This is a genomic window from Microcoleus sp. FACHB-SPT15 (genome assembly GCF_014849525.1).
Taxonomy (GTDB): Bacteria; Cyanobacteriota; Cyanobacteriia; order Cyanobacteriales; family Coleofasciculaceae; genus Symplocastrum; species Symplocastrum torsivum.
In genome coordinates, this window is sequence record NZ_JACJNU010000065.1 from 26,340 (window position 1) to 49,737 (window position 23,398).

A 23,398-nucleotide genomic window follows, 5' to 3' on the forward strand; every position below is an offset into this window, starting at 1 on the left:
CACTCCCAAATCGGCGGGTTAGATAGGGTAGCTAGCACAAAGAGCAGCAATGAAGAGAGGGTATCTGTTGGTAAAGGCGATCGCTAGTTCTTCGGGAGTGGGGTTACTAACGCTTCTATCATCTGTGCTAGTCACCAGTACGGGTGCATTTGGGCAAAGTTTACCCAGTAGTTTCCCGATGATTGACCTCGACGAGCAACTGAATATCCAGTTAAACAACAGTATTCAGAGAGAATCGAGAGATCAAGCCGACTCACTCGTGCGGCAGGGAGTACAAGCGCAACGCAGTGGAGATTTGGAAAGTGCGATCGCCACCTGGTTGCAAGCGCTTGACCTTTATCAACAAGCGGGTGACTTACAGGGATTAGGTCAAACTTACAATTACTTGGGTATAGCCTATGTCAATCTAGGACGCTACCGACAGGCAGAAGATGCCTTCCGCCGACGCTTGGGAATTGCTCGTACCCTAAACGATTTTCAAGCACAGGTTTATGCCTTAAATAATGTGGGTACAGTCCTACTAAAAGATAGGAACCTGGAAGCCGCACAAAATACTTTTTTACAAGCCCTGACGGTTGCCCGTAGTATTAAAAATCGAGAGGGTGAAGGATTAAGTCTGAGTAATCTTGGTTTAGTAGCGGCTGAAGCAGGAAACTATACGGAAGCAATCAATCGCTACGAAGCGGCATTGGATTTTCGGAGTGCCGCGACAGACCGACTAGGGCAAGCAAATACGCGCAATAATTTGGGAGATGCCTATCGTGCTGCTAAACGTCAGCCAGAGGCTCAAATTTCTTACCGACTAGCACGGATACTCGCTGAAGATAGTCGTGATCTCACCAACCAATTTCGGGCATTGAGGGGCTTGGTACTGTCTCACAGTGCAGCTAGAGAGTATCAATTGGCATTTAGATCGCTTAACCAATATATCGCTCTGGCGCAAAAAGAAGCCAACCGCTCTGAAGAACTGATCGCACTACGGCTATTTGCTGAGCTTTCTCAAGTCACGGGCAGTTTGTCCAATGCCCGGACTTATTACATACAAGCGATCGCTGTGGCAAATGCGATCGGAGATACCCAGGAAGAAACCCTTTTACGCAACGATCTCGCTCAAATCCTGTATGAGCGAAGGTGACATCTCCAGACGCTGACTCTACGAGTACAGCGCTGGGTTCCAACCTCACGATTGGGTTTTCCTGGTTTTTCCCTTACGGGATTTCGACACTTGCCTAGACTGAGTTACCTCAGGCTTCGGTAGATCGTCTGCACAGGCAGTTTCCATTCCGCTGTGTCCCAGCGTACTAATGATAGGCGAAGCCGGACGCAGCGAAGCGAGTAGGGCTATTCCTCGATTTCTAATGACCTGACCGCTAGCAACATCTCTGTCCGTTTTGTATCCACAATGAGGACAGTCATGAACTCTAACGCTCAGGTCTTTTTTGACTTCACCATTACACTCAGGGCACTCTTGAGAAGTCCCCCTAGCATCAACTTCAGCAAAGAACTTCCCACGCTTCCAACACACATACTTGACGATAGTTCTAAACTGACCGAATGCCGCATCAAGCATGTGTTTCCCAAACATTCCCTTGGCGCTAGTCCGGTAATCCAAGTCCTCCATGAAGACCATGGCACCAGCATCACAAAGGGCATGGGCTTGTTTGTAGTGAAAGTCCTTCCTCATGTTGTCGATTTGGTGGTGAAGTCTGGCAACTTTAATCCGCTGCTTCTCATAGTTCTTTGACCTCTTCTTTTTCCTAGACAATCTGCGTTGCAGCAATTTCAACTGGCGATGCCGTTGCTTAAAAAACTTAGGAGGTTTTACGAGAACACCGTCACTGGTTGCCAAAAACTTGGACAGCCCGATATCCACTCCGATGGGATGACCATGTGGAGCTGGGTCGGGAACCCTAACATTGCATTGCAGCGAGATAGAGGCGTACCATCGATCAGCTTTCCTCAAGATTCGCACCTGTTTGACCACAAATCCAGAAGGCATGGGTCGGTGCAGGTTAATGGGAATTGCCCCAATCTTGGGTAGTTTAACGTGCAAGTTCGTCACTGGATTCTCTTTGAATTGAGGAAAAAGTAACGATTTGAACTGCCCGTACTTCTTGAACCTAGGAAAGCCAAAACCTCTCTCCTGAAAGTATTTCCAGCCAACGTGCAGTTGCTTAATAGCCTGTTGGAGAACCTGAGAAGGGACTCCTTGGAGCCGAGGAAATTCCTTTTTGGCTTTGGGCAAATTATTAAGCTGTTGAATTTCACCTGGAAACTTCAGATCAGGAGAGAGGATGTATTCTTTTTCAATGGAGCATCTATCGATCAAACACTTACGACTATCGCACCAATCCTTTATCTCCCGTAGCGCATAGTTGTAGGCACTGCGACAGCTATCCATCCACTCAATAAGTTGTTGCTCTTGAGAGGAGTTTGGATAGATTCGGTAGCGATGAGTAAGTGTCAGCATTCCAGTATAATACTGAGTTTACTAGCTACCAAGCAGCCTTTAATTGTTAATTTAAGGGGGTCGCTGCCCCTTAAATTAACTTGGGGGAGTCCATGTATCCTGACGCTGAAGAGAACGGGTACACCGCAGGTCTTATAGCTCCCCAAAACCCCCACAAGATGATAAAACTACTTATTTGATACAAGGGGAAAGCTAATGCTCTTTTTCCTTTCCCCTTTTCCCAAGATTGAATAGGCAATCCCTAGAACCGCTTATTTAGTCATTGGTGCGATCTCACTAACCTTGACTTGTTTAGGAATCACTTTCAGGTCATAGAACATATCAGCCAGTCTGAACCTGTTAAATGCGATCGCCTTTCAAACAATGTCTCTCAGAAGCTAACTCTAACCATGAAAAGCTTTAGATTTTAGATTTAGGCAGTGAGGATTTGTAATTCTAAATCTAAAATCACAGTAGGATGTTTCCAACTGATTAGCGATGCTTTCTACTGATTTTCTCAATCCTTGGCTTGTTGCTGTTGGATTGAATACGGCTTTACTCGCGATCGCTTTTATTGCTCCCAAGAAGTTACTGACACCCGCAGGACTATTCCACGGTTGGCTACTTGGTGTCTTGATCTGGGGGACGCTTGGCTGGCAAGGCTACTTGGTCGTGCTGTTTTACTTTCTAGTAGGTTCAGGCGTTACTCGCGTCGGTATGGTGCAGAAAGAAGCCGAGGGAATTGCGGAGAAGCGATCGGGGGCAAGAGGCCCAGAAAATGTCTGGGGTTCAGCCCTTGCCGGAGCCTTGTGTGCCTTGGGAGTGCTGGTGGTTCCGTATTTTAATCAAGACGTAGGAGCGCAACGTCTTATATCCCTACTGTTACTGGGATATGTGGCAAGTTTCTCTACAAAACTTTCTGACACCACTGCTAGTGAGGTTGGAAAAGCTTATGGAAAGCGGACGTTTCTCATCACTACCCTACAGCCTGTGGCACGGGGAACTGAAGGAGCGGTTAGTTTAGAGGGAACCCTGGCAGGGATCGTTGCTTCAGCCGCGATCGCGTTTGTTGGTTGGGGGGTTCATCTCATTGATTTGAGAGGTGTAGCGATTTGTATAATCGCCGCCTTCATTGCCACTAACCTGGAAAGTGTGATTGGGGCAACGCTGCAATCAAAATTTGATTGGATGACGAATGAACTTGTGAACGTTTTTAATACACTGATTGGTGCGATCGCCGCAGTACTATTGGCTTTAGCATGGCAAGGGTTAAGCTTGGGTACAACGGGAATTGCTTAAATTAAGCGATTCCCCTCGTCCCTCAGTTGTTTATTCCACTTGTGGGCCAAAAACCATTTGTAGAATCACTGGCTCACCATCCGCACGATGATATTTATCCGCCCAAGCGCGGATAACTTCATCCAGTTCTTCCATTGCCTGATCGATATTCTCTGGCGGGATATCCAATTCCTCCAGTAACCGCATCACCTTTGGCTCTCGATCTGCCCAATCCCTCATCAACCGGAAGTACCGCGCCGTATCCTCCACTACGGTATAGGTACGTTCTTTTCCATCTACTGGTGAATAGGAGGCACGGGTGAGCGCGTAGTATGGCAACCCCCAAGGGCAATCAACTCGTGTTACTGTCCCTGAGTAGATTAGGCGACGCTTGATGTGTTCAGCCATCGCTTCACTCAACGGTAGGCGTTGCTCTTTGGGCAAATCTTCCTGAGAACGAGTGTGCAGAAATTCAATCAGCTCCAAAAACTGAAGCGAATTGACCACCTGAGCATCTGGCAAGTTATCTGGCAGCTTTTCCTGGATGTATCGTTTTTCTTCGGAGTTAAGGCTTGTTCCAGAAATACGCGATCGCCCTGGTTGCCAAGGGTACTGAGCCATCCAAACATAGGGAAATTGAATCAGATAGCGCGGTTCCTGAGAACCTAGCATCTTTAGCAGCTTCCCTTCCGTTAGAGCTTGTCTGACCTCCTCAACAATTACTTTGACCCGCTTTGGCTCAATATGGTGCAAATGCCCAGTCATCCGGGTATTCTCACCTTGCTCCAAGTAGGTCATGTATATCGCACATTTAGCAGCCGTTGCTGCTGCATCCAAGAAAGCCCCGTGTCGGTGGCCGCTGGTTCTCATCGCGCTGAAAGCCAGGTACAGCATAATCTGATCCATTGCGCTGGGGCTGAGGCTTTTGATCAGATCGAGGTGGTTAATCATCTTAGGGGCGGTTATGTCGCATAGGTACAGAAGTTTTGTTCTTTAAGTGATTTGCCTCACCGTTGCACCAAATCAGTGAGTTCACCTCACGCCGCAGAACATGCGCTTACGTTAAGCACCCTAATATTTAAAACTGAATATTCTATTATAGGAAACAAATTAATAAACGTAAAAACTGAAAAACTCCGCTACCACGAAGGGAAGCGAGATAGATGAAGGTCTTCCAGTAACAATCATAGCTGGGTAAATGGATTTTCTTGTAATTGAAACAAAGGTTTGCGTCCACTTCCGGGATGTGGTGCTGGATTTCCTCTTATTGTAGTTTTTGCCGCTAGCAATTGGGTAGCAGAAGCATCCTGTAATTGTGCTATTCTCCAGTCGGTGATGACCTGAGAACCAACAGAAAGTGGAATTGCTAGTAGAGTAAACACAATACTAGAGATAAAAGTACGCATAACAAAAATTTGTGTCAGGGTTTCTAGTCCCTGATACGAGATTTCTGCTATGGGATCAGGACAAACTCTCGTCAAAGCTTACTTGAAGAGCGGCAAAACTCTGGTAATTTTTGAGTAGCGCGATCGCTTCTTACCATAGTCTTGCCGCTCACAGTCGCGGGTGTGCTGAAGGACTCTACATTCACTGTTGCCCCACGGAAATTCTACCCAAAGAGCAAAGCTTAGCTTACTATCTCCTCCTACACCTTCCCAAAAATTCATTGGTGCATGTATAATTGGGGATTCAGCGTCCGCTACCACGATGAGGAGCCTTGTTGTCTTCTTGCTGAGTTTTAGCCGAGAGCGATTGACCAAAGAAAGTAGTGTAAATGCTCATAGCAGATGTCCGTATCAGAGTTTCTAGTACCTGATACGGAGTTCCTGAAGGCACATCAGGAATAACTTCCTTGGAAGTTTATTTTCTTGCGCGAAAATTGGTGTTAAAATTACAAGTTTTACGAGCGTATTACGGTAAGTCAATCTTTTCGACTACTAACCAGCAACCTGAGTGGTTAAGATGACCCCAGACCGTGAGCTGTTCTTGGTCGATGCAACTTTGTAGTTGCTCATCCACGCTGGAGAGTAGAGTAATTAACGTCCAGGTTTGACCCTCATGAGCTTCTGGAGTAGTTAGGGTAATACGGTAATCCTGGTGATTGCAGCGCTGAAAAACGCCTGTGAATGGTGTTGAGTGGTAGGAATTAGGGATTAGTGGTTGGGAAGATTCTGCTGTGACGTTAGTTTCAGGCTTGAAAGTCCCCAGTCCTTTCGTATTACCTGTCGCTGGATAGTTCTCTGGATTATCCAGGTAGTAGCGTTGCCAGGATAGCCAGTCAGGATGGTGCGAAGGCAGATTAAATAAAGGAATAATCGCCGCAGGAGCAACTGGGTCTTGCAATAGGGCTTCTTGAATAGATCTAACTTGCAAATCCCTAGGTTGACAATTCAAGCTTACGGATAATGCGGCTGCCATTCCTGCCGCTTGCCCAATGTTCATAACTACGGGTTGCAACCGCGTTGCACCATTAGCAATGTGAGACACAGAAATATTTTTCTCACAGACCAAAAGACCATCAGTTGAACGCGGTACCAAGCAGCCATAGGGAATCGTAAACGGTGTTCCTGTCCAGCGCCCTCCCCAGCGAACGGATTTCGATTTTAAAGGAAAGTTGATACCGGGATAGTGGTGGTCATTAGCATAGTTACCCACAGCAATGGAGGCGATCGCATTTCCTCCATTAATATCGATAGGCAACGCTGCTACTCGTCCGTCAGCAACTGGCAATAAATCTTGCTCCCGCACCGTAACGAGTCCTTGAAGACGACGGCTTTCGCGGTAGTAAGGATGTAGCGCATAAGCCCCTCCACCAAATAGGGAATCGGGAAAGATGTTATCAGCTAAACCATAGCGATGCCCTAGCTGAGACTGAATAAAGTGAGCAAAACCTTGAGTGTGCCAACGGGCTTCCTGAAGAAACTGTTGCTGCTTGTCTGTAGATTCAACTAAGCGCCCAACGCCTTCACCATAATCATTGCCACACAGAGGCCAGTTAATCATAAACAGTCCTCCTGGTAGGCGTCCATAATTCAGAAATTGCTCTGCCCCATAATTGTCCCAAGCACCCGCAAATTGATTTGGGGAATAATCAGGGGGGAGAGGAATCTCTGGGGCATCTTCTGTCTCCCCAAAATCTTTGAGGACGACTACCCAGGTTGGTGATTGTACTGGATATTGCTGCGTCAAGTCATTAACTGAGACTGGGGCACTGGGTTCCTCAAACTCAGATTGCAGTTCCCATCCCCAACGGTATGGCACGTCGGCTAAAGCCAACACATCTCCTAGTTCCGTAGCATCTAGCGTGACTTTGGCTTTAACGGTGAAATTTTCAAATCGAACACCCGTAATGCAGTTGCCCTGCTGCAAAATCTCTAAGGGAGTTTGCCCAGCAATCCACTTCAGGTTAGGTAGCTGCTGCACCCAATCAGCAAGTAGCTTCGCACCTGTGCGAGGGTCGAAACTGAACATACTCACCCAACTGTTGTCTAATCCACCTATCTGCCGTTGCCGCAGTTCCCGCAAAAATGCCCCCCATAAACCCGTCTGAAAGGCGACAAGTTCATTCCCATCAGGCGCTGAGACACCCGCAGAAGTCAGCATTCCCCCCAACCAAGGAAATTCACTCACTAGAATGGTCTGAACACCTTGACGTGCAGATTGAATAGCCGCCGCTGTGCCACCTGTACCACCCCCAACCACTAAAACATCAGTCGTTAATTCATTCATTAGCCATTACCCGGATTAGGAATTAAAAAATTCTCTCAGTCCGTCACTTAAAAAGCGATGAGGAGATGGGGTGATGGGGATTTTTTTGTCAGTTATTTCTGCCAGCCTGGTCTAGCGAGTGGTAAAGTCTAAAATCGCGGGGGTTACAAGGTAGCAGGATGAAAGCACAGGTATTCCGAGGGGTCAATCAACTGAATTACGAAGAGGTGCCAGTACCCGAACTCCAAAGTGATGAGGTGTTGGTACAGGTGCGAGTCGTAGGGCTTTGCCAGTCGGATATTAAAAAGATTTGCTATCCTCTCTACGAACCACCCCGCATCTATGGGCATGAAACCGCTGGGGTAATTGCAGGGGTGGGAGAGGATGTTAAGGGTTGGCAGGTTGGGCAACGGGTAGTTGTGATGCACCACATTCCCTGTATGCGCTGTGGCTACTGTCTGAATGACAACTTCTCAATGTGTGAGGTTTATAAAAACATCACGACAACGGCTGGGTTTACGCCTAGTGGCGGCGGCTTTGCCGAGTATGTCAAGGTGCCAGGGCATATTGTTCGGAGTGGGGGGTTAATTCCCATCCCCGATCGCGTTAGTTTTGAACAAGCGAGTTTTGTAGAACCCACTAGCTGTTGCCTTAAGGCGGTCAAAAAAGCGCAAGTTAGCCCCGGACAAACAGTTTTGGTAACGGGTGCGGGTCCAATTGGGCTAATGTTCATTATGTTGGTGAAGTATTTTGGTGCAAGAGCGATCGCAACTGACCTCATCCCTAGCCGGATTGAGAAAGCGCTAGCTGTCGGTGCTGAAGCGGCTTTTGATGCCCGTGATGCTGATTTACAACAGAAAGTCTTCTCTCTTACTGAGGGGATGGGTGTTGATACAACTCTCTTAGCCGTTCCTAGTGACAAAGCCTTTTTCCAAGCCCTTCACTGTACACGCAAGGGTGGAAAAATCCTATTTTTTGCCGAGTTCCCGGATGAGGTGGAAATTCCCATTAATCCTAATATCCTGTACCGCCGAGAAATCGACTTGATGGGAAGCTACAGTTCCTCCTATCGCCTTCAGTCTCTTGCTGCTGACATTGTGTTTAACCAGCGCATTGATGTGGATGCGTTAATTAGCGATCGCTATCCTCTCCAAAAATTAGCAAAGGCTGTTGAACAAGCGATTAAACCAACCCCCGATACTTACAAAATCTTGATCTACCCTCAAGCTACTGTTGGATAGGTTGCCAAAAGTAATCAGCGATCGCGTTTTCTCCTTCCGCTTGAGCATCTTGAGGACTATCAAACAAGACTGAACGCTGTACTAACTGATTATTAAGGCGTCGCGCAACACGACTCGGTATCCCATGACCGTAGACGATATGAGTTTGCCCTGCTAAGACCACAACTTGATAGTCTGGATTAGCTCTAATAAATTGGGCAATTTTCTCTGCCATTGTTTCATCCCACAACACCAGCGCTGTGAAAAACCGCTCAAAGCTGTTGCTGTTGCCCTGTCCTGCTTGATGATGCAATTGGTAGCTTCCCTCTGCCATTTTTCGATATTCAGCGTTATCTGTCCGAATTTCTGAAAAGGGTGGGATATGCCGACGTTCAGCAATTGTTAGGCTTTCTAACCCACTACGAGCAACTTTTCGTGTCACCTCTGTCGGTGTATTCAAGGCTAAGACAGGCAGTTGATGAGTTTTAGCGAAGCGAAGTATGGGTGCATAGTACTCCCAAGGGAAACCCCAACGATCATCATACTCACTTTGCTCAACTAACTGAGCTTCTGTAATTTTCCCTGCTAAGTATTGGTCAAGAATGTCCTGGTAGGGACGCTGAAACATCTCCATTGCAACGGCGATTTTTTGATTCTGCTGGTGGAGTGCCTGCAGGATTTCTAGTTGCGCTTGATGGTCTTCGGCGCGATTATGTGTTTCTCCCAGGTAAACAACATCAGCTTGCCCAAGTTCCTGCAATATCTGTTGTTGAGTAAGTTGTTGCTGTTCTTGCAGGGGAGATGTTGGTATTTGGGCATAAGTTGGAGTGGTGCAGAGAAAGAAAATTCCTAACGACCATGCGTAAAGTTTAGTAATTTGGCGTTTTTTCATAACATTTGCACAGCGTTGGCACAGTTCACTTTAGGCATTAGTTTACAGAAGTACTTACTGAGGTAAATCGCGTTTGCAACTAACTTAGATAGGACTTACGCACAAGCCCCATATCTGGTAAGGGCACACAACTGTGCGCCCCTGCAAATGGTGTTTCAAGGATGGATTTGCGTAAGTCCTGTTGGAGATGATACGGTCTTATCATCAGCCACGAAAACTGGCTCCGAGAGTGCAGCCGCAACAGCTTTGAGACATCGTTCATCGGTTAGCATCCAAGCATGGAGGCGAGCAGGCACTATCACTTCTTTACCCACTGGCATCTGAGAACTCTTCGCTGGGACAATGATCAAATCATAAGGTGTCCACATCACAGTGAAGTTCAGCCGTTCCAGCATTGAGGCATCCCGATTTAAATCCCGTAGAAACTCACTATCTGGACGCATCTGAATGCAGCCAGGACGCCAAGACAGGTGAGCGGCTAAGGTGCCATGATTGGGCGCAGAGATGCTGATGTAGCGCTGTACTCGGTCGATACCGCCCAACCGTTGAATGTAGTAGCGTGAGACAATGCCGCCCATACTGAAGCCAATGACATCTATCGGTTGCTTGGGGTCAAAGGTCTTAGCTACATAATCAGCCACTTGCGCCGCTAACTGGTCAAGACTAAGGTCACCGTTGTTCGGTATCAAATTGAAGCTATGTACCGACCACCCTTGGGCGCTCAGGTAGGTAGCCATACCCTGAAAAACGGCGATTGTGTCGGTAATGCCGTGAATCAACAATATAGGATTGCGATCGCGAAGTTTGGGCGTAGCGTAATCACTTGCAATTTTCATAGTCAATCGAATAACTTACCTAACCTCAGCTTAGTCAGCCCTATACCCTAAGCGATCGCTACTGTGGTACACCCAGTGAGAGTGTCCCAATCTGTACAGGAAACATGAGATGATTGTAAATATAGATAAATTCCCTTGTGACCTTGACTAAGCAGAAGTTGAGCATTTATACCGTTTAGAGACAGACTGTAAAGTTTTGTGGAGAAGCTAAGGTGAATCTTGCACTGGGTCGCCGTAAAAATTCATAATTCAATCTGGCAGGAACTTTCGGGCAAACTTCATCTAAAAAGTCGTCACTTGAGCCAAGCCGCGCTAATAACCTTTTGTATCAAAGTTGGAATAGTCGGCTCTCATCTTTGGCAACACCATTAAATTCATCTAAAGCCAGGAGTATTGGTAAATGTTCGGTTTTATCAAAAAGTTGTTCAGTGGAATTGCCGCCTTCTTCGGTGGGCTTATCGGTGGCAAAAAATCTCAAGATAATACGTCAACTGCTCCCAAGCCTAAAAAATCAAAAGGATTTTACCTAGAGCTAGACGAAATTGACAATGCTAAGGCAGTAGTCCAAGAGAAGATAGCAGAACCGCTGAAAGCCGCAGCGGGGACTGTAGCCGAAAAGCTAGAATCTGCAAAGGAAACCGTAGGTGTAGCCGTGGCAGATCGGCCCAAAACCGAACCATCGCCAGAAGCCAAGAAGCCAGAAGCTAAGAAGCCAGAAGCAAAAGCCCAAAAGCCAGATCCCGGCAAGATTGCCGTCCCATCCAAGAACGAGACAGTACAAGTTGAAGCCCAGCAAAACCCACCAGCCCCATCCACAAATGGCAAAGTTGAACAAACCTTTGCTCCAAACTACTTAATGCCGACAGCTAGTCAGAGTCGCCGTCGTCCTGGACCAAGCCTTGATATGTTCCGTGATATGGCGCGTCAGGTGAAAACGCCTGGTTAAGCGCTTTTATTGCCCAGAGGCATTTTTGAGGAAAACTAGTCCGCTATACAACTGAAATGCTGGGTCCCAAGGGGTTTCTTCACGTCGAAACAGGTCGATGTGAGAGGTCAAGTGTCCCAGCATTTCTTTATAATCGATGGCTGTTTCGGCAAAGGTTGTGAAATCTGACCAGACTGGTACCTGAGGCAGTGATTGGTTGAGGAAAGCTAGCAAGTTGTTCCAGCTTCTTCTAGTCGTTGTTTGGTGCAAAGAAGATACGTCTGGTTTAGGATGCTGAATATTTGGCTGAATTTGGGAAAGAGGAATTCCCTGCTGAAATTGATAATTGCGATCGCCTAATCGCAAAATAGTACGCCGCTCCGGTAAATGCAGGTCACAAAACTGCACATAATCGAGAGTTTGAGTTTTGCGTTGTAGATTGCGGCGTGCGTCTAAGTCTACAACTTCGTCAAACAGAGGCAAAAGCCCTTCTACTCTTTGGGTCACTTCTGACCACTTGAAGGCAAGCGTTCCCAACTGTCCGTCTGCATTTTTGCAAACAACTGTAGCTTGAGATGAACGGTTGTTTGACGTTCCTAACGTTGTCCCCGCTTCACTACTAGAAAAATAATTGACGTTAAAGACGTTAAGTTCTTGGATACCACGTAGAGTTCCCGAAAAGCAGGGAATCTCCGCTTGTCGCAGCGATAAAACATAGAATTGCAGTTCTCCTACAGGACCAACGCGATACAGACGCCAGCCTCGTGTTGGAAGTTGTAGCCTTGCGGTGTAAGCATCTATCTGCATAATTCGAGCAAGCTTCTGGGCAGCTACGTGTTTTATTTCAGCAGGAATAGGTTCTAGGATTAAAAGCCCTAATTCTGTACTGTTGGGGTTAGCCGTCGCCTGAGCAAGTGCTTGCTGTCGTTGCTCTTTTTCCCTTCTTTCTATGCGCCCTAGTCCCTGACGCGCTTGAGCCATAATCTTAGGGTTAGTTGTACCTTGGAGTAACTGACGGTAGACGGTTTCAGCCGATTCCGGCTTACCTGTCTCTTCATGCAGTCGTCCAACATAGAGCCGTACCCAAGGGTTTTTCGGTTCCTGCTTTACTAGCTGTTTGAGTAATCGGGTAGCTGTTCGATAATCTTTTCGCTCAAAAGCATCAGCAACTTGGTCAATCATGATGGCAGGGAATTGGGAATTGGGAATTGGGGATTGGAAGTGGCGAAAATCAAATTAAGGGTGCTTAGCTGAGGAATCTTCCTAAATACTTTTACTCCAAAACTGAAGCGACAAGAGATAGAGCAACGATTGGAGCTGTCACGGCTCTTAGGATGCGGCATCCTAAGGAAACAGGTTGAAATCCTGCAGCAGTGGCTTTCTCTACCTCGGCAGTTGTCCAGCCACCTTCTGGTCCAGTCGCAATGACAACTGAGGGGAGTTGCGGAGTAGAAGCCTGAGCGGTTTTAAGTTGTATTTTTATATCTTGTAAGCAACTGAGGAGATGGGGAGGATTGCCACGAGCGACACAAATATAACGGTAGGTGTGTGGGGTGTCAGCTAGCTGAAGGCTAGTAGCAAAGTCAACAGGGTCGAGAATTGTTGGTACAACTTGACGCTCAGATTGCTCGGCGGCTTCTTGGGTCAGGCGTCGCCATCGTTCAACTTTTTGGGGGCTGGGATTAAGCAGTGTGCGATCGCTTTTCAACGGGATGATCGCTGTAACTCCCAACTCGGTTGCCTGATACACCACCTCGTCAAATCCGCTACTTTTGGGCATTGCTGCCATTAACGTCACCGCAAAAGGCAGCTCAGTTTGAACAGATAGAGATTCAATAATTCTAGCTTGCGTGAGGTTGGCTTCTAACTCGCTTAACAACCAACTGCCTTGTCCATCCATTGCAATAAAGCGATCGCCATTACCTAGCCGTAGTACTCGACCCAGATAATGCTGTTGCGCGTCAGTTAAAAGAATCTGCTGGTTTATTCGTTGTTCTAGTGCAATAACCAACCGTTGTAACTGAGCCAATTAATATCTCCTGTTATCTAAACGTTCTCCTCAGAAACAGCAATGTTTCTTTTCACTCAATACTTAATTTTGCTCATAACAGTTTCCTGGAGAGATGAGGTACATCTCAGGTGTGTGAAATCTAGATAGAGCAAGGAAAACAAAAAAGCTGATAGCTGATAGCTGATAGCTGACCGCTTTCTGCTATAGCTACTTACTTAAAATGCTTTTGTTCCGCCCGATAACGCATGGTTTCTGCAATGAAGGCAACTACCCCAGACCCTAGCATTAGCAGAACACTTAGGGCATTAATATCTGGTTTAACTCCTGTGCGGATACGGCTAAAGATTTCCATTGGGAGAGTTGTTGAACCCGTACCTGCTGTGAAGCTAGCAATGAGAAAGTCATCCATACTGAGAACGAAGGATAAAAGACAACCCGCAATAATCGCTGGCATCAATTCTGGCAACAGAACTTTGATAAAGGCTTGTAGCGGAGTTGCGCCTAAATCAAGCGCTGCTTCTTCCAGGTGAGGGTCAAGACCAGAAATTCTTGAGGAGACGACAATTGCAATATAAGCTAGACAAAAAACTACATGGGCAGCGACAATCGTCCACAAACTCAGGGGTGTACTAATGACAGCGAGGAAGACGAGGGTAGCAACCGCGATCGCAATATCAGGGATAATCAGCGGCAGGTAGGAGACACCTCGATACAAGCTTTTTCCGGGAAATTGGTAACGTGCTAAACCTACTGCCATCAAAGTTCCAATCACAGCCGAAATCCCAACAGCGGCGAGAGCGACTATCAAACTATTTTGCAGTGATGTAAGAATCCGGGAGTCTGCAAGTAACTTCGTGTACCACTTGAGAGTAAATCCCTTCCAACCCGCGCTGTATGCCGAATTATTAAAGCTATAAAACGTCAGCACAAAGATGGGTAAATACATATAGAAGAACATCAGTACAGAAAAAATCCCTTGCCAGGAGAAGCTGGATTTGGATTTAGACTGCAAAATATCCACGGGAATCTCCTCTTCCTGCTGATGCGATGTATCTTTCATTGAGTCATACATATTGCCTTTAGGCATCGCGTCCCTTACTTGCTCAGTAGCTCTCAATTTACCGAATAAATGCTCATCGCTATAATTTTTTCATTAGTTTTGGGACTGTCATGTTAGAGTACAACCCCCAGAGATACTTTCCTTCTTCCGAAGAGCTACCTGACTCTGATGATACGCCTGCGGATAATGAACTACAAGAATTGATTCCTGGCCTGTTGAAGGCAATACTGTTGATGCTGTGGGCAGAGCGCATGGATTGGTTCTTCGGCATAGATATGGGGATTTACCACGACCCCGACAAACCAGCAATTGTACCCGATGGATTTTTGAGCCTGGGAGTAGAGCGGTTTTTTGATGTTAGCGAAGCGTCTCCGAAGGAGATAGAACTGCGTTTAAGTTATCCACTTTGGGAAGAGAATGTTGTCCCAATCCTGGTGCTAGAAGTAGTTTCCCAGAATTATCGGGGGGAATACAGCACCAAAAAGGAAGTGTATGCTTCTATGGGCGTGTTGTACTACGTGATTTATTCTTCCCGTCGTCGGAGAAAGCCCCGGTTGGAAGTACATCGATTGGTTGATGGTGCTTATGTGTTGCAACCAGAAAATCCAGTTTGGTTACCGGAAATTGGCTTAGGAATTGGGGCAGAACGAGGAACTTATGGAGGTGTGACGCGAGAGTGGCTTTATTGGTATGACGAACTATCTACACGGTTGCCGACACCGGAAGAACGTACTAAGCAAGCCGAGCAACGCGCCCAACAAGCTGAACAACTCGCCCGAAGGCTTGCAGAGCAATTGCGATCGCTTGGAGTCGATCCCGATTCTCTGACTTGAAAATTCTTCTCCTCATTTAGAACAGGACGATGACACAAGCTAACCCATTGCACGGCATTCCAGTCAATATCCCAGCAACACTAACACTCACCGTTACCCATGAGCAGTTAGTTGAGCTAGCGATCGCTAACCGTGACTTACAACTGGAACGAACGACCACAGGAGAGTTAATCGTCATGCCACCAACTGGAAGCGAAACAGGAAACAGAAATCTGGATATAGAAGGGCAGCTTTGGTTGTGGAACCGTCAGACTAAACTAGGTAAGGCGTTTAACTCTTCTACTGGCTTTCACCTTCCTAATGGAGCTGATCGTTCTCCTGATGCTGCTTGGGTACGTCAAGAACGATGGGATGCACTTACCCTAGAACAGCGCAAGGGCTTTGCTCCCCTCTGTCCTGACTTCGTTCTAGAACTACGTTCTGAAAGTGACAATATGGAGCCACTGCGAGCCAAGATGAGGGAATACATGGAAAACAAGGCTCGTTTAGGTTGGTTGATTGACCGGAAAAATAAAAAGGTCGAGATATACAGGCAATCTCAGGAGGTGGCAGTGCTAGATAACCCCACTACCTTGTCAGGCGAAGATGTCTTACCTGGATTTGTCTTAGATTTAAAAGAGGTGTGGAGTTGAAAGATCTGGTGTCAGTAGCGACGTAAACTTGTGGAATTGGTAGAAGTAGATTCCGAGTCTCTTTGGATTATTGGCTTACATATTTCACAAATCCTAAGCCTGTATAGCGGACTCTCAGCCTCTTGAGGACTTGAAAAAAAAATAATTGCATCCCTATCCTCTTGTTTTTCTATTCTTGGATACCTCTTACATCCTCTTGGGTCATGGTAAACCTGACTGTTTTTCCAAGCTCTTATAGGGTATTTCTGGGAATTTGAGTCTTCTAAGATATGGGTAGAAACTGAAACTTGATTTTCCGTTGATGAAACCCAATTCAATAAACGCCAAATCTTGTAAATAGCCTTTATTTTTGATTGCTCTAACAATCCCTTGTCTACAGCTTCTAGTAACTCCTGTCGAATTTGTATAAATCTAGTATTCACAAGGGTTTCAGGCGTTTTTAGGGACTAGAAAATGTCTAAGTCCCATTAGCTGTTTGAAAGTTCTTCACTCACAGAGATTTTTGTACAAATCTTGACGATTGCTTCGTTCGGTAACGTCTCTAAGCAACAGAAAACAAGAGCTTTAACGCTGTGCTGCTTCCCGATCGCCATATTTAAGCAAAAGTGCGATCGCAACACTCACAGCAAAAATTAACACCATACTCAAAGCTGAACCAAACCCCCAGTTTTGAGTTGCTCCCAAAAACTGGTTATAAATCAAACGTGCGCCTGTCATGCTGGACGCACCACCCAGCAACTCTGGATCGACGAAATCTCCCAAACCACTAATAAACACCAACAATGAACCGGCTGCAATTCCTGGTAACGTTTGCGGAACTGTCACCTTCCAGAACGTCTGAACAGCATTCGCCCCTAAATCAGCAGAAGCTTCCAGCAGGCGCTTATCTAACTTTTCTAAAGAAGCGTAGAGAATCAAAACCATGTATGGCAGGTAACTGTAAGCCATACCAATCAACACCGCAGGGCTACGATTTAATAACTCTAAAGCGGGTAACCCGATACTGGTTAGCACAGTGTTGAGTACCCCAGTCGGTCGCAGAATCGTAATCCAAGCATACGATCGCAAAAGTGAGGAAGTCCACAAGGGTAAGATAAACCCCAACAGCAGCAAATTTTGCCAGCGCTTCGGTGCCATCTGTGCTATCCAGTAGGCGACAGGAAACCCCAGAAGCAGGCAAATTACCGTTGTGCCAATCGCAAACAAAAGCGATCGCCACATCACTTGTAGATTAATCGGCTCAAATACCCGCAGATAGTTACCAATCCCAGACGGATTAACCACCATTCCTGGTCGGATATTGGGAACCAAACTCAGCTCAAAAATCACCAGCGTTGGCAGCACCAGCAACAACATTAACCAAAGACCCGCAGGTGAGAGCAAGATCAAGGGTTCCAACCACTGCCACCGAGGGCGTTTCGTCTCGTTCAGAACTGGCAGTTCAGCGACACCATCCGTTGTACTGGGATTCGGTAGAGAAGGAGGGGTGATGTTAGTAGACACAGGTAGTTTCTATGAACTGGGGAATAAGGTTGCGCTGGTTCTAGAACACTAGAACAAAAGCGCACATCAAACAAAGGCAATTAGGCACTGGTTAGTCTCGTCCAATAGTTGTCATACACTTCAGTAATCTTTTCCTGAACAGGTGCAACACCTTCACAACGCTCTAATGCTGATTCTGATGGAAATAAGCTTTGATTTTCCTGGATTTCTGAAGGTAACAGCTCAAATGCTTCTTTGTTCGGTGTCGCGAAGCTTAATCGTTCACAAATTTGAGCCGCAACATCGGGCTGTAACATAAAGTTAATCCAAGCATAGGCTCCCTCAACATTTGGAGCTGTTTTTGGAATTACTAGCGTATCCATCCATACGGAAGAACCACTCTTAGGAAGTACATACCGCAAGTCTTCGTTTTCTTCCATGATTTCATTGGCATCAGAGGAGTAGCACATCGCTACGAGTAAATCTCCGCTTAAAACTTGAGGTCGCCAAGCATCAGAAGTAAATGAGGCTAGATAGGGCTTCAACTCTACCAATTTTGTGTAAGCCTGTTGAATCTCCTGAGGATTAGTTGAGTTATACGAATACCCCAACAATTTCAACACCGCACCCATGACTTCTCGGACATCATTCAGCAACGACATTCGTTTGGATAATTGCTCCCGGTATTGCCATAGGTAGCTCCAATCAACAGGTTCCGGTTTTAATTTTTGAGCATTATAAACTAAACCTGTAGTTCCCCAACTTACGGGTACGCTGTGCCGATTTCCTGGGTCATATTTAGGATTAAGAAACTTGGGAAATAGCTGGTCTAAGCCAAGAATGCGCGATGAATCAAGTTCAGCTAATAGCCCTTTATTCACCATCTCCCGCACCATATAGTCAGACGGGTAGATAATGCTATAAGAACCACCACCTCCTGCTTGAAGTCGAGCAACCATTGACTCGTTGGAGTCAAAAACATCAGCTACAGCCTTGATTCCTGTCTCCTTCTCAAAGCGGTTGAGCAAATCCTGATCGGTGTAGCCAGACCAAGTGTAGATGTACAACTCTGTGGAAGAACTGGAACGGCTAGCTGGTGGTCGTACATTAGCAAGCGTCCAGCCACATCCAGACAACGCCATACTACTTAGAGTTGCCGAGGCAGCTACCTGTAAGAACTGACGCCGTGTGGAACGTCTTAGGAATGTCCGTCGATCTGTGGGAGGCACAATTGTCTAGTGATTAGGGTTTAAGAAGGTCTAAGTGTTAGAAAGCTTCAAAAAATAAATTATCTGATATGGCGGTTTCCTGGAGAGATGAGATACAGCCGGAGGTGTTTGAAACCTAGGAATGTAAGGAAAACAAAAAAGCTGATAGCTGATAACTGACAGCTTTCTGCTATATGATTACTCCTCCAAAGCCAGACAATCCGTGGCGGCCCAACGGGCATAAACAGCAGTATTGGCATCTGGTAACTTGTTGGTAACATTGGGTAGCCTGACCGTCAGGAGGTCGCCACTGTTTAACTCAACAACATAGTGAACATGGGTTCCTAAGTACATGACGTGCTTAAGATGACCTTCAAAGCAATTAATTCTTGAGTCTGGAGGAGAAAGGCTCAGGCGAATTTTTTCTGGGCGTACACTCACCACAATATCTTTAGTATTGCTCGCTGTATCCCTAGGTGACTTCGGCTGCACCACAATCTTCAAGCCTGTTGACGTTGTAATTTTGAGGGTTGAGGCATCAGCGGCTTCTAGATGTCCTCTAAATAAGTTTGTATCACCAATAAAATCAGCGACAAATGGTGTTCGGGGACGTTCGTAGATTTCTGTAGGGGTACCAATTTGCTCAATTTTCCCCGATCGCATGACCGCAATCCGGTCAGATAGACTCAAGGCTTCTTCTTGGTCGTGGGTCACCATAATGAAGGTTAAACCCAGGTCTTGATGCAGGTTCGAGAGTTCTACCTGCATTTCTTTGCGTAGTTTGAAATCCAATGCCCCTAACGGTTCATCTAATAACAATACGGCTGGGCGATTGACTAGCGCCCGTGCTAATGCCACCCGTTGCTGTTGTCCCCCAGACAGTTGAGCAGGGAACCGATTGGCATAAGCCTCCATCTTTACTTGCTTGAGGGCTTGTTTCACCCGCTCATCAACTTCCGCTGCTTTGAGCTTTTTGAGCCGTAGACCAAAGGCAATATTCTCCACTACGCTTAAGTGATTAAATAGTGCGTAGCTTTGAAATACGGTATTTACAGGTCGGCGGTGGGGGGGAACCTGATTCATTGATTGCCCTTGAATCAGCACCTCTCCGGCTGAGGGCAGGTCAAACCCAGCAACTAAGCGTAGGGTGGTTGTTTTCCCACATCCAGAGGGACCGAGAATACTGAAAAATTCACCCCGACGAACACTCAGGTCAATCCCTCGGACAGCTGTCTCGCCATTGAAAACCTTGAAAACTTTGCGAAGTTCAACATCAAGCTCAGCAGCAGTATCCGGAGAGCGTTGTTTTTTAACGGAAGTTTGAGACATATTGGTTATTCAATTACAGTGGCGATCGCCTAATCTGGAATGTAATTCTGTCTGAATTGTCAAGCTGTGTTTCTGTACATTGGTTTATTTTATCTGTCTAGTCCTTAATCTTGATGAGTAATCACTTCACCTCGCACTACCCAAAAGTGTGTCGTCCTATACAGGATTAAACATTGGCGATATCCATCATGCCAAATTGTCATAATCAGCAATAAACTGGGTAGAAATTTCTTTTAAACTCAACCACTGAAACTTTCTAATATAACCGTGATGCAGATTTCTCCAGTAGGGCGTCAAATTACGCCCCGTACCGTCGGACGCAATTATCAATCCCTGTTTGTCATGCTGCTAGTCAGCATCTTCCTGCTGGGAGGTATGGGTTCTCGCCTCGCCTATTTGCAGTTGGTTCAGGGAGAACGTAATCGGCAACTTGCAGAAAACAACCGCATTCGTCTGGTTCCGAAACAACCTGTGCGGGGCAATATTTTTGACCGCAAGGGGAAAGTGTTGGCGAGTAGTCGGTTGTCTCACGCTGTGTTTCTCTGGCCGATTGCCATCAAAGAGGCAGAGTGGCCAAAAACCCGTCAACTCCTCTCCAAATTATTGGATCTCCCTCAAGACGAGATCCAAAAGCGTGTTGAAAAAGCAGGATCTAACTCACTTTCGCTCATCCGGATTGAGCGGGGCATCAGTCCTGCCCAAATTACGGCGTTGGCAGAGTATAGCAGCCAGCTTAAAGGCGTAGAAGTTGATATTGAAGCCGTGCGGGACTACCCCAACGGTGATTTGGCGGCTCATATCTTAGGCTACACCGGAGAGATGAACGATCAAGAGCTAGAAAAGCGTAAAGCCGAAGGCTACCGCCTCGGTGACATTGTTGGACAAATGGGTATTGAGGAGTCCTATGAACAACTGCTACGAGGAGAATGGGGGGGGCAGCAGGTTGAGGTTGATGGTGCAGGTCAGGTACTGCGGATTCTCGGTGAGAAAGACGCAAAATCGGGTAAGGATGTCCAAACTACATTAGATCTGACGACCCAGAAAGCAGCAGAGGCGGCATTAGGCAATCAAAAAGGTGCGATTGTTGCCATTAATCCCAACACGGGTGCGGTTTTGGCAATGGTCAGCCGCCCAACCTTTGACCCCAACATCTTCTCTACCCGTGTTACAGCAGATACTTGGAAACAACTGCAAGCTAAAGGCACTCCTTTTGTCAATCGTGCCTTGCGAGGCTTTCCACCAGCCAGTACATTCAAGGTTGTCACCCAAACCGCTGGCATGGAATCTGGTAAATATTCACCTAGTACTGTGTTGCAGACGTTTGCTGCTTTGAACGTTGGTGGAACTTCCTTTGGCGAGTGGAACCATGCTGGTTTTGGTGCTATAGGATATGTTCGCGCTATGGCGATGAGCAGCAATACATTTCACGGTCAAATCGGCAGAGGTGTTGGCGGACCAACGCTGATTAAATGGTCGCGTAACTATGGCTTTGGTCAAAAAACAGGGATTGAGTTGGAAGACGAAGCCACTGGATTAGTGGCGGATGACGCTTGGAAGCGAAAGCAATTCGACTGGGAGTGGACGGTTGGCGATACGGTCAATATGTCTATCGGTCAGGGATTTACCCAAGCCACACCGCTACAAGTCGCTGTGATGTTTGCTGCTCCTGCGAATGGCGGCTATCGAGTCAAACCTCACTTCTTAAAGAACAATGAGCAGGCGAAAAATTCGCGAGTGTCGCTGAATCTGAAGCCAACTACCTTAGAAATGCTGCGAAAGGGTTTGCGCTCAGTTGTTGCTGATGGGACTGGGGCAGCCTTGAAAGTGCCACATCTCCCACCTGTTGCGGGGAAGAGTGGGACAGCAGAGGCTCCTCCTGGCAAGCCTCATGCTTGGTTTGGAGCCTATGCACCATTTGATAAACCAGAAATCGTTGTTGTGGCGTTTGCAGAACATTCTGGCGGTGGTGGTGGTAAGGTGGCAGCACCGATGGTGCGTCAAGTGATGGAAGCTTACTTTAACAAAAAGCCTCCTGAAGCTCCTAAAGATAAAGCAGCCGCTCAGAACTAGGAACAGTTGATTCAGTTAGCTCTTCTGATATAACGGGTAGCCCAGACTGCCATTGACCCAGAGGCACTACAAGTGCTGCCTTGATATTATAGTAAAGACGCTGGATGACAGTGCTGGTAATCGATCGCTACCTAGAAGATGCTCCTCAGTTGTTACAAGTGAGGAGCATAGCTGCTAACAAGGGCAATGTCATGGTGTTACTTGATAGGACTTACACTTTTCAGTCAAGTAGTGCCAAACTGGGTGCATTAAGGCTATACAAGTTGTCTCAGGCTCCCAAAGACATGAGCAAGCATGGCACGATAAATGCGGCACTGAAGCTGGTGTCCCAGATAAAGGTTGACGATAAGCGGGTCGAGGTAACGTTAAATACCCAACGGCAGCCATATCAGCGATATCAAGGATGAACGTAGTCTCTCTCCCCGAAGACCCACCAGTGATTCTGGTGGTGGACGACGACCCGTCTATGCGTGCAGTAATACGCAGATTTATGGAAAAAGACGGGTATCGAGTCGTGGAAGCCGTTAATGGTGAACAGGGCTTAGAAGTCTACAAACGCCTTCAGCCGCATCTTGTCCTGTTAGATGCGCTAATGCCCGTGATGGATGGCTTTGCTTGCTGCACTCAACTGCAATTAATCGCTAGTGAGAGTATACGGGATGCTGAGGTTTTTACCCACATCAAGAGCTTACAAGATGCTTCACGCACACCTGTACTGATGATTACAGGTCTTGATGACCAAGAGTCGGTAGATAGAGCGTTTGCTGTTGGAGCAACTGATTACCTGACTAAACCGATTCATTGGGCAGTGCTGCGTCAACGAGTGCGGCGTCTCCTACAACAGTCTCAGCTTTATCAACAACTAGAGCTAGCGACTAGGGAGTTGCAGCGTCTGGCTAATCTGGATGGACTCACAGGTGTCGCCAACCGACGCCGATTTGATGAATACCTTGATGCGGAGTGGCAACGCTTGGCACGGGAGAATTTGCCGTTATCTCTCATTCTCTGTGACATTGACTTTTTTAAGAAATACAACGACACGTATGGTCATCAAGCGGGTGATGCCTGTCTACGTCGAGTTGCTGATGCTCTAAGCTTTTGTGCAAGACGTTCAGTAGATTTGGTAGCACGGTACGGTGGAGAGGAGTTTGCGGTGATTTTGCCGGATACTACCGTTGCTGGTGCGTCTCAAGTTGCCGAGGAAATTCGGGCAGTTGTTAATACTTTAGAGATTGCTCATGCTCAGTCTGCTGTGAGCCATCACGTTACGCTTAGTTTGGGTATCGCTTGCACGCAACCCAACCTTAACCTCGATCCAACAATGCTGATTGCCTCTGCTGACGCGGCGTTGTATCAGGCAAAAGCCGCAGGACGCAATACCTACTTTCCCCAAACTTGCGCTCCGTAGTTCGGTAATTCTAGTTCACCAGTGGATGTATCTTTACCCTAAATAGCATCTCACCGT

Annotated in this window: 22 protein-coding genes; 9 read left to right on the forward strand and 13 right to left on the reverse strand. The window is 46.8% G+C overall.

Annotated elements, in window-relative coordinates; genetic code table 11:
- Nucleotides 1-49 precede the first annotated feature (49 nt).
- The gene (locus H6F98_RS28295; protein WP_192222072.1) at nt 50-1,135 is read left to right on the forward strand and encodes a tetratricopeptide repeat protein; all 1,086 of its coding nucleotides are present in this window, start codon (nt 50-52) and stop codon (nt 1,133-1,135) included.
- Nucleotides 1,136-1,180: 45 nt separating this feature from the next.
- Here H6F98_RS28295 and H6F98_RS28300 read toward each other — a convergent pair whose 3' ends face one another.
- A complete protein-coding gene (locus H6F98_RS28300; RefSeq protein ID WP_192222073.1) occupies nt 1,181-2,470 on the reverse strand; it encodes an RNA-guided endonuclease TnpB family protein in 1,290 nt (429 codons plus the stop codon).
- A gap of 477 nt (nt 2,471-2,947) precedes the next feature.
- Here H6F98_RS28300 and H6F98_RS28305 point away from each other — a divergent pair, with 477 nt between their 5' ends.
- Nucleotides 2,948-3,748, forward strand: a complete 801-nt coding sequence (locus H6F98_RS28305) for a TIGR00297 family protein (protein ID WP_192222074.1) — start codon at nt 2,948-2,950, stop codon at nt 3,746-3,748.
- Nucleotides 3,749-3,778: 30 nt separating this feature from the next.
- Here the strand turns inward: H6F98_RS28305 and hetR are convergent, their stop codons facing one another.
- The 4 genes from hetR to H6F98_RS28325 all read right to left on the reverse strand — a co-directional run bounded on the left by hetR (nt 3,779) and on the right by H6F98_RS28325 (nt 7,456).
- The gene (hetR, locus tag H6F98_RS28310) at nt 3,779-4,678 is read right to left on the reverse strand and encodes a heterocyst differentiation master regulator HetR (RefSeq protein ID WP_192222075.1); all 900 of its coding nucleotides are present in this window, start codon (nt 4,676-4,678) and stop codon (nt 3,779-3,781) included.
- Between the two features lie 233 nt (nt 4,679-4,911).
- The gene (locus H6F98_RS28315; protein WP_192222076.1) at nt 4,912-5,133 is read right to left on the reverse strand and encodes a hypothetical protein; all 222 of its coding nucleotides are present in this window, start codon (nt 5,131-5,133) and stop codon (nt 4,912-4,914) included.
- Nucleotides 5,134-5,211: 78 nt separating this feature from the next.
- Nucleotides 5,212-5,394, reverse strand: coding sequence for a hypothetical protein (locus tag H6F98_RS28320; protein ID WP_192222077.1), 183 nt, complete (start codon nt 5,392-5,394; stop codon nt 5,212-5,214).
- 244 nt (nt 5,395-5,638) lie between these two features.
- A complete protein-coding gene (locus H6F98_RS28325; protein ID WP_192222078.1) occupies nt 5,639-7,456 on the reverse strand; it encodes an FAD-dependent oxidoreductase in 1,818 nt (605 codons plus the stop codon).
- 158 nt (nt 7,457-7,614) lie between these two features.
- Between H6F98_RS28325 and H6F98_RS28330 the strand changes: the two genes are divergently transcribed.
- The gene (locus H6F98_RS28330) at nt 7,615-8,676 is read left to right on the forward strand and encodes a zinc-dependent dehydrogenase (protein ID WP_192222079.1); all 1,062 of its coding nucleotides are present in this window, start codon (nt 7,615-7,617) and stop codon (nt 8,674-8,676) included.
- Here the strand turns inward: H6F98_RS28330 and H6F98_RS28335 are convergent.
- The gene (locus H6F98_RS28335; RefSeq protein ID WP_192222080.1) at nt 8,663-9,547 is read right to left on the reverse strand and encodes a ChaN family lipoprotein; all 885 of its coding nucleotides are present in this window, start codon (nt 9,545-9,547) and stop codon (nt 8,663-8,665) included. The two genes, H6F98_RS28330 and H6F98_RS28335, sit on opposite strands and share 14 nt — an antisense overlap.
- A gap of 155 nt (nt 9,548-9,702) precedes the next feature.
- Entirely contained in the window at nt 9,703-10,383 is a 681-nt protein-coding gene (locus H6F98_RS28340) for a triacylglycerol lipase (protein WP_192222081.1), read from the reverse strand.
- A gap of 400 nt (nt 10,384-10,783) precedes the next feature.
- Here H6F98_RS28340 and H6F98_RS28345 point away from each other — a divergent pair, with 400 nt between their 5' ends.
- Nucleotides 10,784-11,329 (forward strand): hypothetical protein, encoded by a 546-nt coding sequence (locus H6F98_RS28345; RefSeq protein WP_192222082.1) that lies wholly within the window; start codon nt 10,784-10,786, stop codon nt 11,327-11,329.
- 6 nt (nt 11,330-11,335) lie between these two features.
- Here H6F98_RS28345 and H6F98_RS28350 read toward each other — a convergent pair whose 3' ends face one another.
- The 3 genes from H6F98_RS28350 to H6F98_RS28360 all read right to left on the reverse strand — a co-directional run bounded on the left by H6F98_RS28350 (nt 11,336) and on the right by H6F98_RS28360 (nt 14,379).
- Nucleotides 11,336-12,490: a lipopolysaccharide assembly protein LapB gene (locus H6F98_RS28350; protein WP_192222083.1), complete on the reverse strand. Its 1,155-nt coding sequence runs from the start codon at nt 12,488-12,490 to the stop codon at nt 11,336-11,338.
- A gap of 91 nt (nt 12,491-12,581) precedes the next feature.
- On the reverse strand, nt 12,582-13,337 hold the full coding sequence (locus H6F98_RS28355; RefSeq protein ID WP_192222084.1) for a 16S rRNA (uracil(1498)-N(3))-methyltransferase: 756 nt from the start codon (nt 13,335-13,337) through the stop codon (nt 12,582-12,584).
- Between the two features lie 193 nt (nt 13,338-13,530).
- The gene (locus H6F98_RS28360) at nt 13,531-14,379 is read right to left on the reverse strand and encodes an ABC transporter permease (RefSeq protein WP_192222232.1); all 849 of its coding nucleotides are present in this window, start codon (nt 14,377-14,379) and stop codon (nt 13,531-13,533) included.
- Between the two features lie 110 nt (nt 14,380-14,489).
- Between H6F98_RS28360 and H6F98_RS28365 the strand changes: the two genes are divergently transcribed.
- The gene (locus H6F98_RS28365) at nt 14,490-15,212 is read left to right on the forward strand and encodes a Uma2 family endonuclease (protein WP_192222085.1); all 723 of its coding nucleotides are present in this window, start codon (nt 14,490-14,492) and stop codon (nt 15,210-15,212) included.
- 29 nt (nt 15,213-15,241) lie between these two features.
- Entirely contained in the window at nt 15,242-15,844 is a 603-nt protein-coding gene (locus H6F98_RS28370; RefSeq protein ID WP_192222086.1) for a Uma2 family endonuclease, read from the forward strand.
- Nucleotides 15,845-16,408: 564 nt separating this feature from the next.
- Here H6F98_RS28370 and H6F98_RS28375 read toward each other — a convergent pair.
- The 3 genes from H6F98_RS28375 to H6F98_RS28385 all read right to left on the reverse strand — a co-directional run bounded on the left by H6F98_RS28375 (nt 16,409) and on the right by H6F98_RS28385 (nt 19,863).
- Nucleotides 16,409-17,347, reverse strand: a complete 939-nt coding sequence (locus H6F98_RS28375; protein WP_192222087.1) for an ABC transporter permease subunit — start codon at nt 17,345-17,347, stop codon at nt 16,409-16,411.
- An 80-nt stretch (nt 17,348-17,427) separates the two neighbouring features.
- Nucleotides 17,428-18,555, reverse strand: a complete 1,128-nt coding sequence (locus H6F98_RS28380; protein WP_396813775.1) for a spermidine/putrescine ABC transporter substrate-binding protein — start codon at nt 18,553-18,555, stop codon at nt 17,428-17,430.
- 177 nt (nt 18,556-18,732) lie between these two features.
- Nucleotides 18,733-19,863, reverse strand: coding sequence for an ABC transporter ATP-binding protein (locus tag H6F98_RS28385; RefSeq protein ID WP_192222088.1), 1,131 nt, complete (start codon nt 19,861-19,863; stop codon nt 18,733-18,735).
- Between the two features lie 270 nt (nt 19,864-20,133).
- On the opposite strand from H6F98_RS28385, the gene mrdA reads away from it, so the two are divergent.
- From mrdA to H6F98_RS28400, 3 genes are all read left to right on the forward strand, one after another.
- Nucleotides 20,134-21,933, forward strand: coding sequence for a penicillin-binding protein 2 (mrdA, locus tag H6F98_RS28390; RefSeq protein WP_192222089.1), 1,800 nt, complete (start codon nt 20,134-20,136; stop codon nt 21,931-21,933).
- A 104-nt stretch (nt 21,934-22,037) separates the two neighbouring features.
- Nucleotides 22,038-22,340 (forward strand): hypothetical protein, encoded by a 303-nt coding sequence (locus H6F98_RS28395; protein WP_192222090.1) that lies wholly within the window; start codon nt 22,038-22,040, stop codon nt 22,338-22,340.
- Nucleotides 22,337-23,341: a PleD family two-component system response regulator gene (locus tag H6F98_RS28400; RefSeq protein WP_192222091.1), complete on the forward strand. Its 1,005-nt coding sequence runs from the start codon at nt 22,337-22,339 to the stop codon at nt 23,339-23,341. The genes H6F98_RS28395 and H6F98_RS28400 overlap by 4 nt, the downstream gene beginning before the upstream one ends.
- The last annotated feature ends 57 nt before the right edge of the window (nt 23,342-23,398 follow it).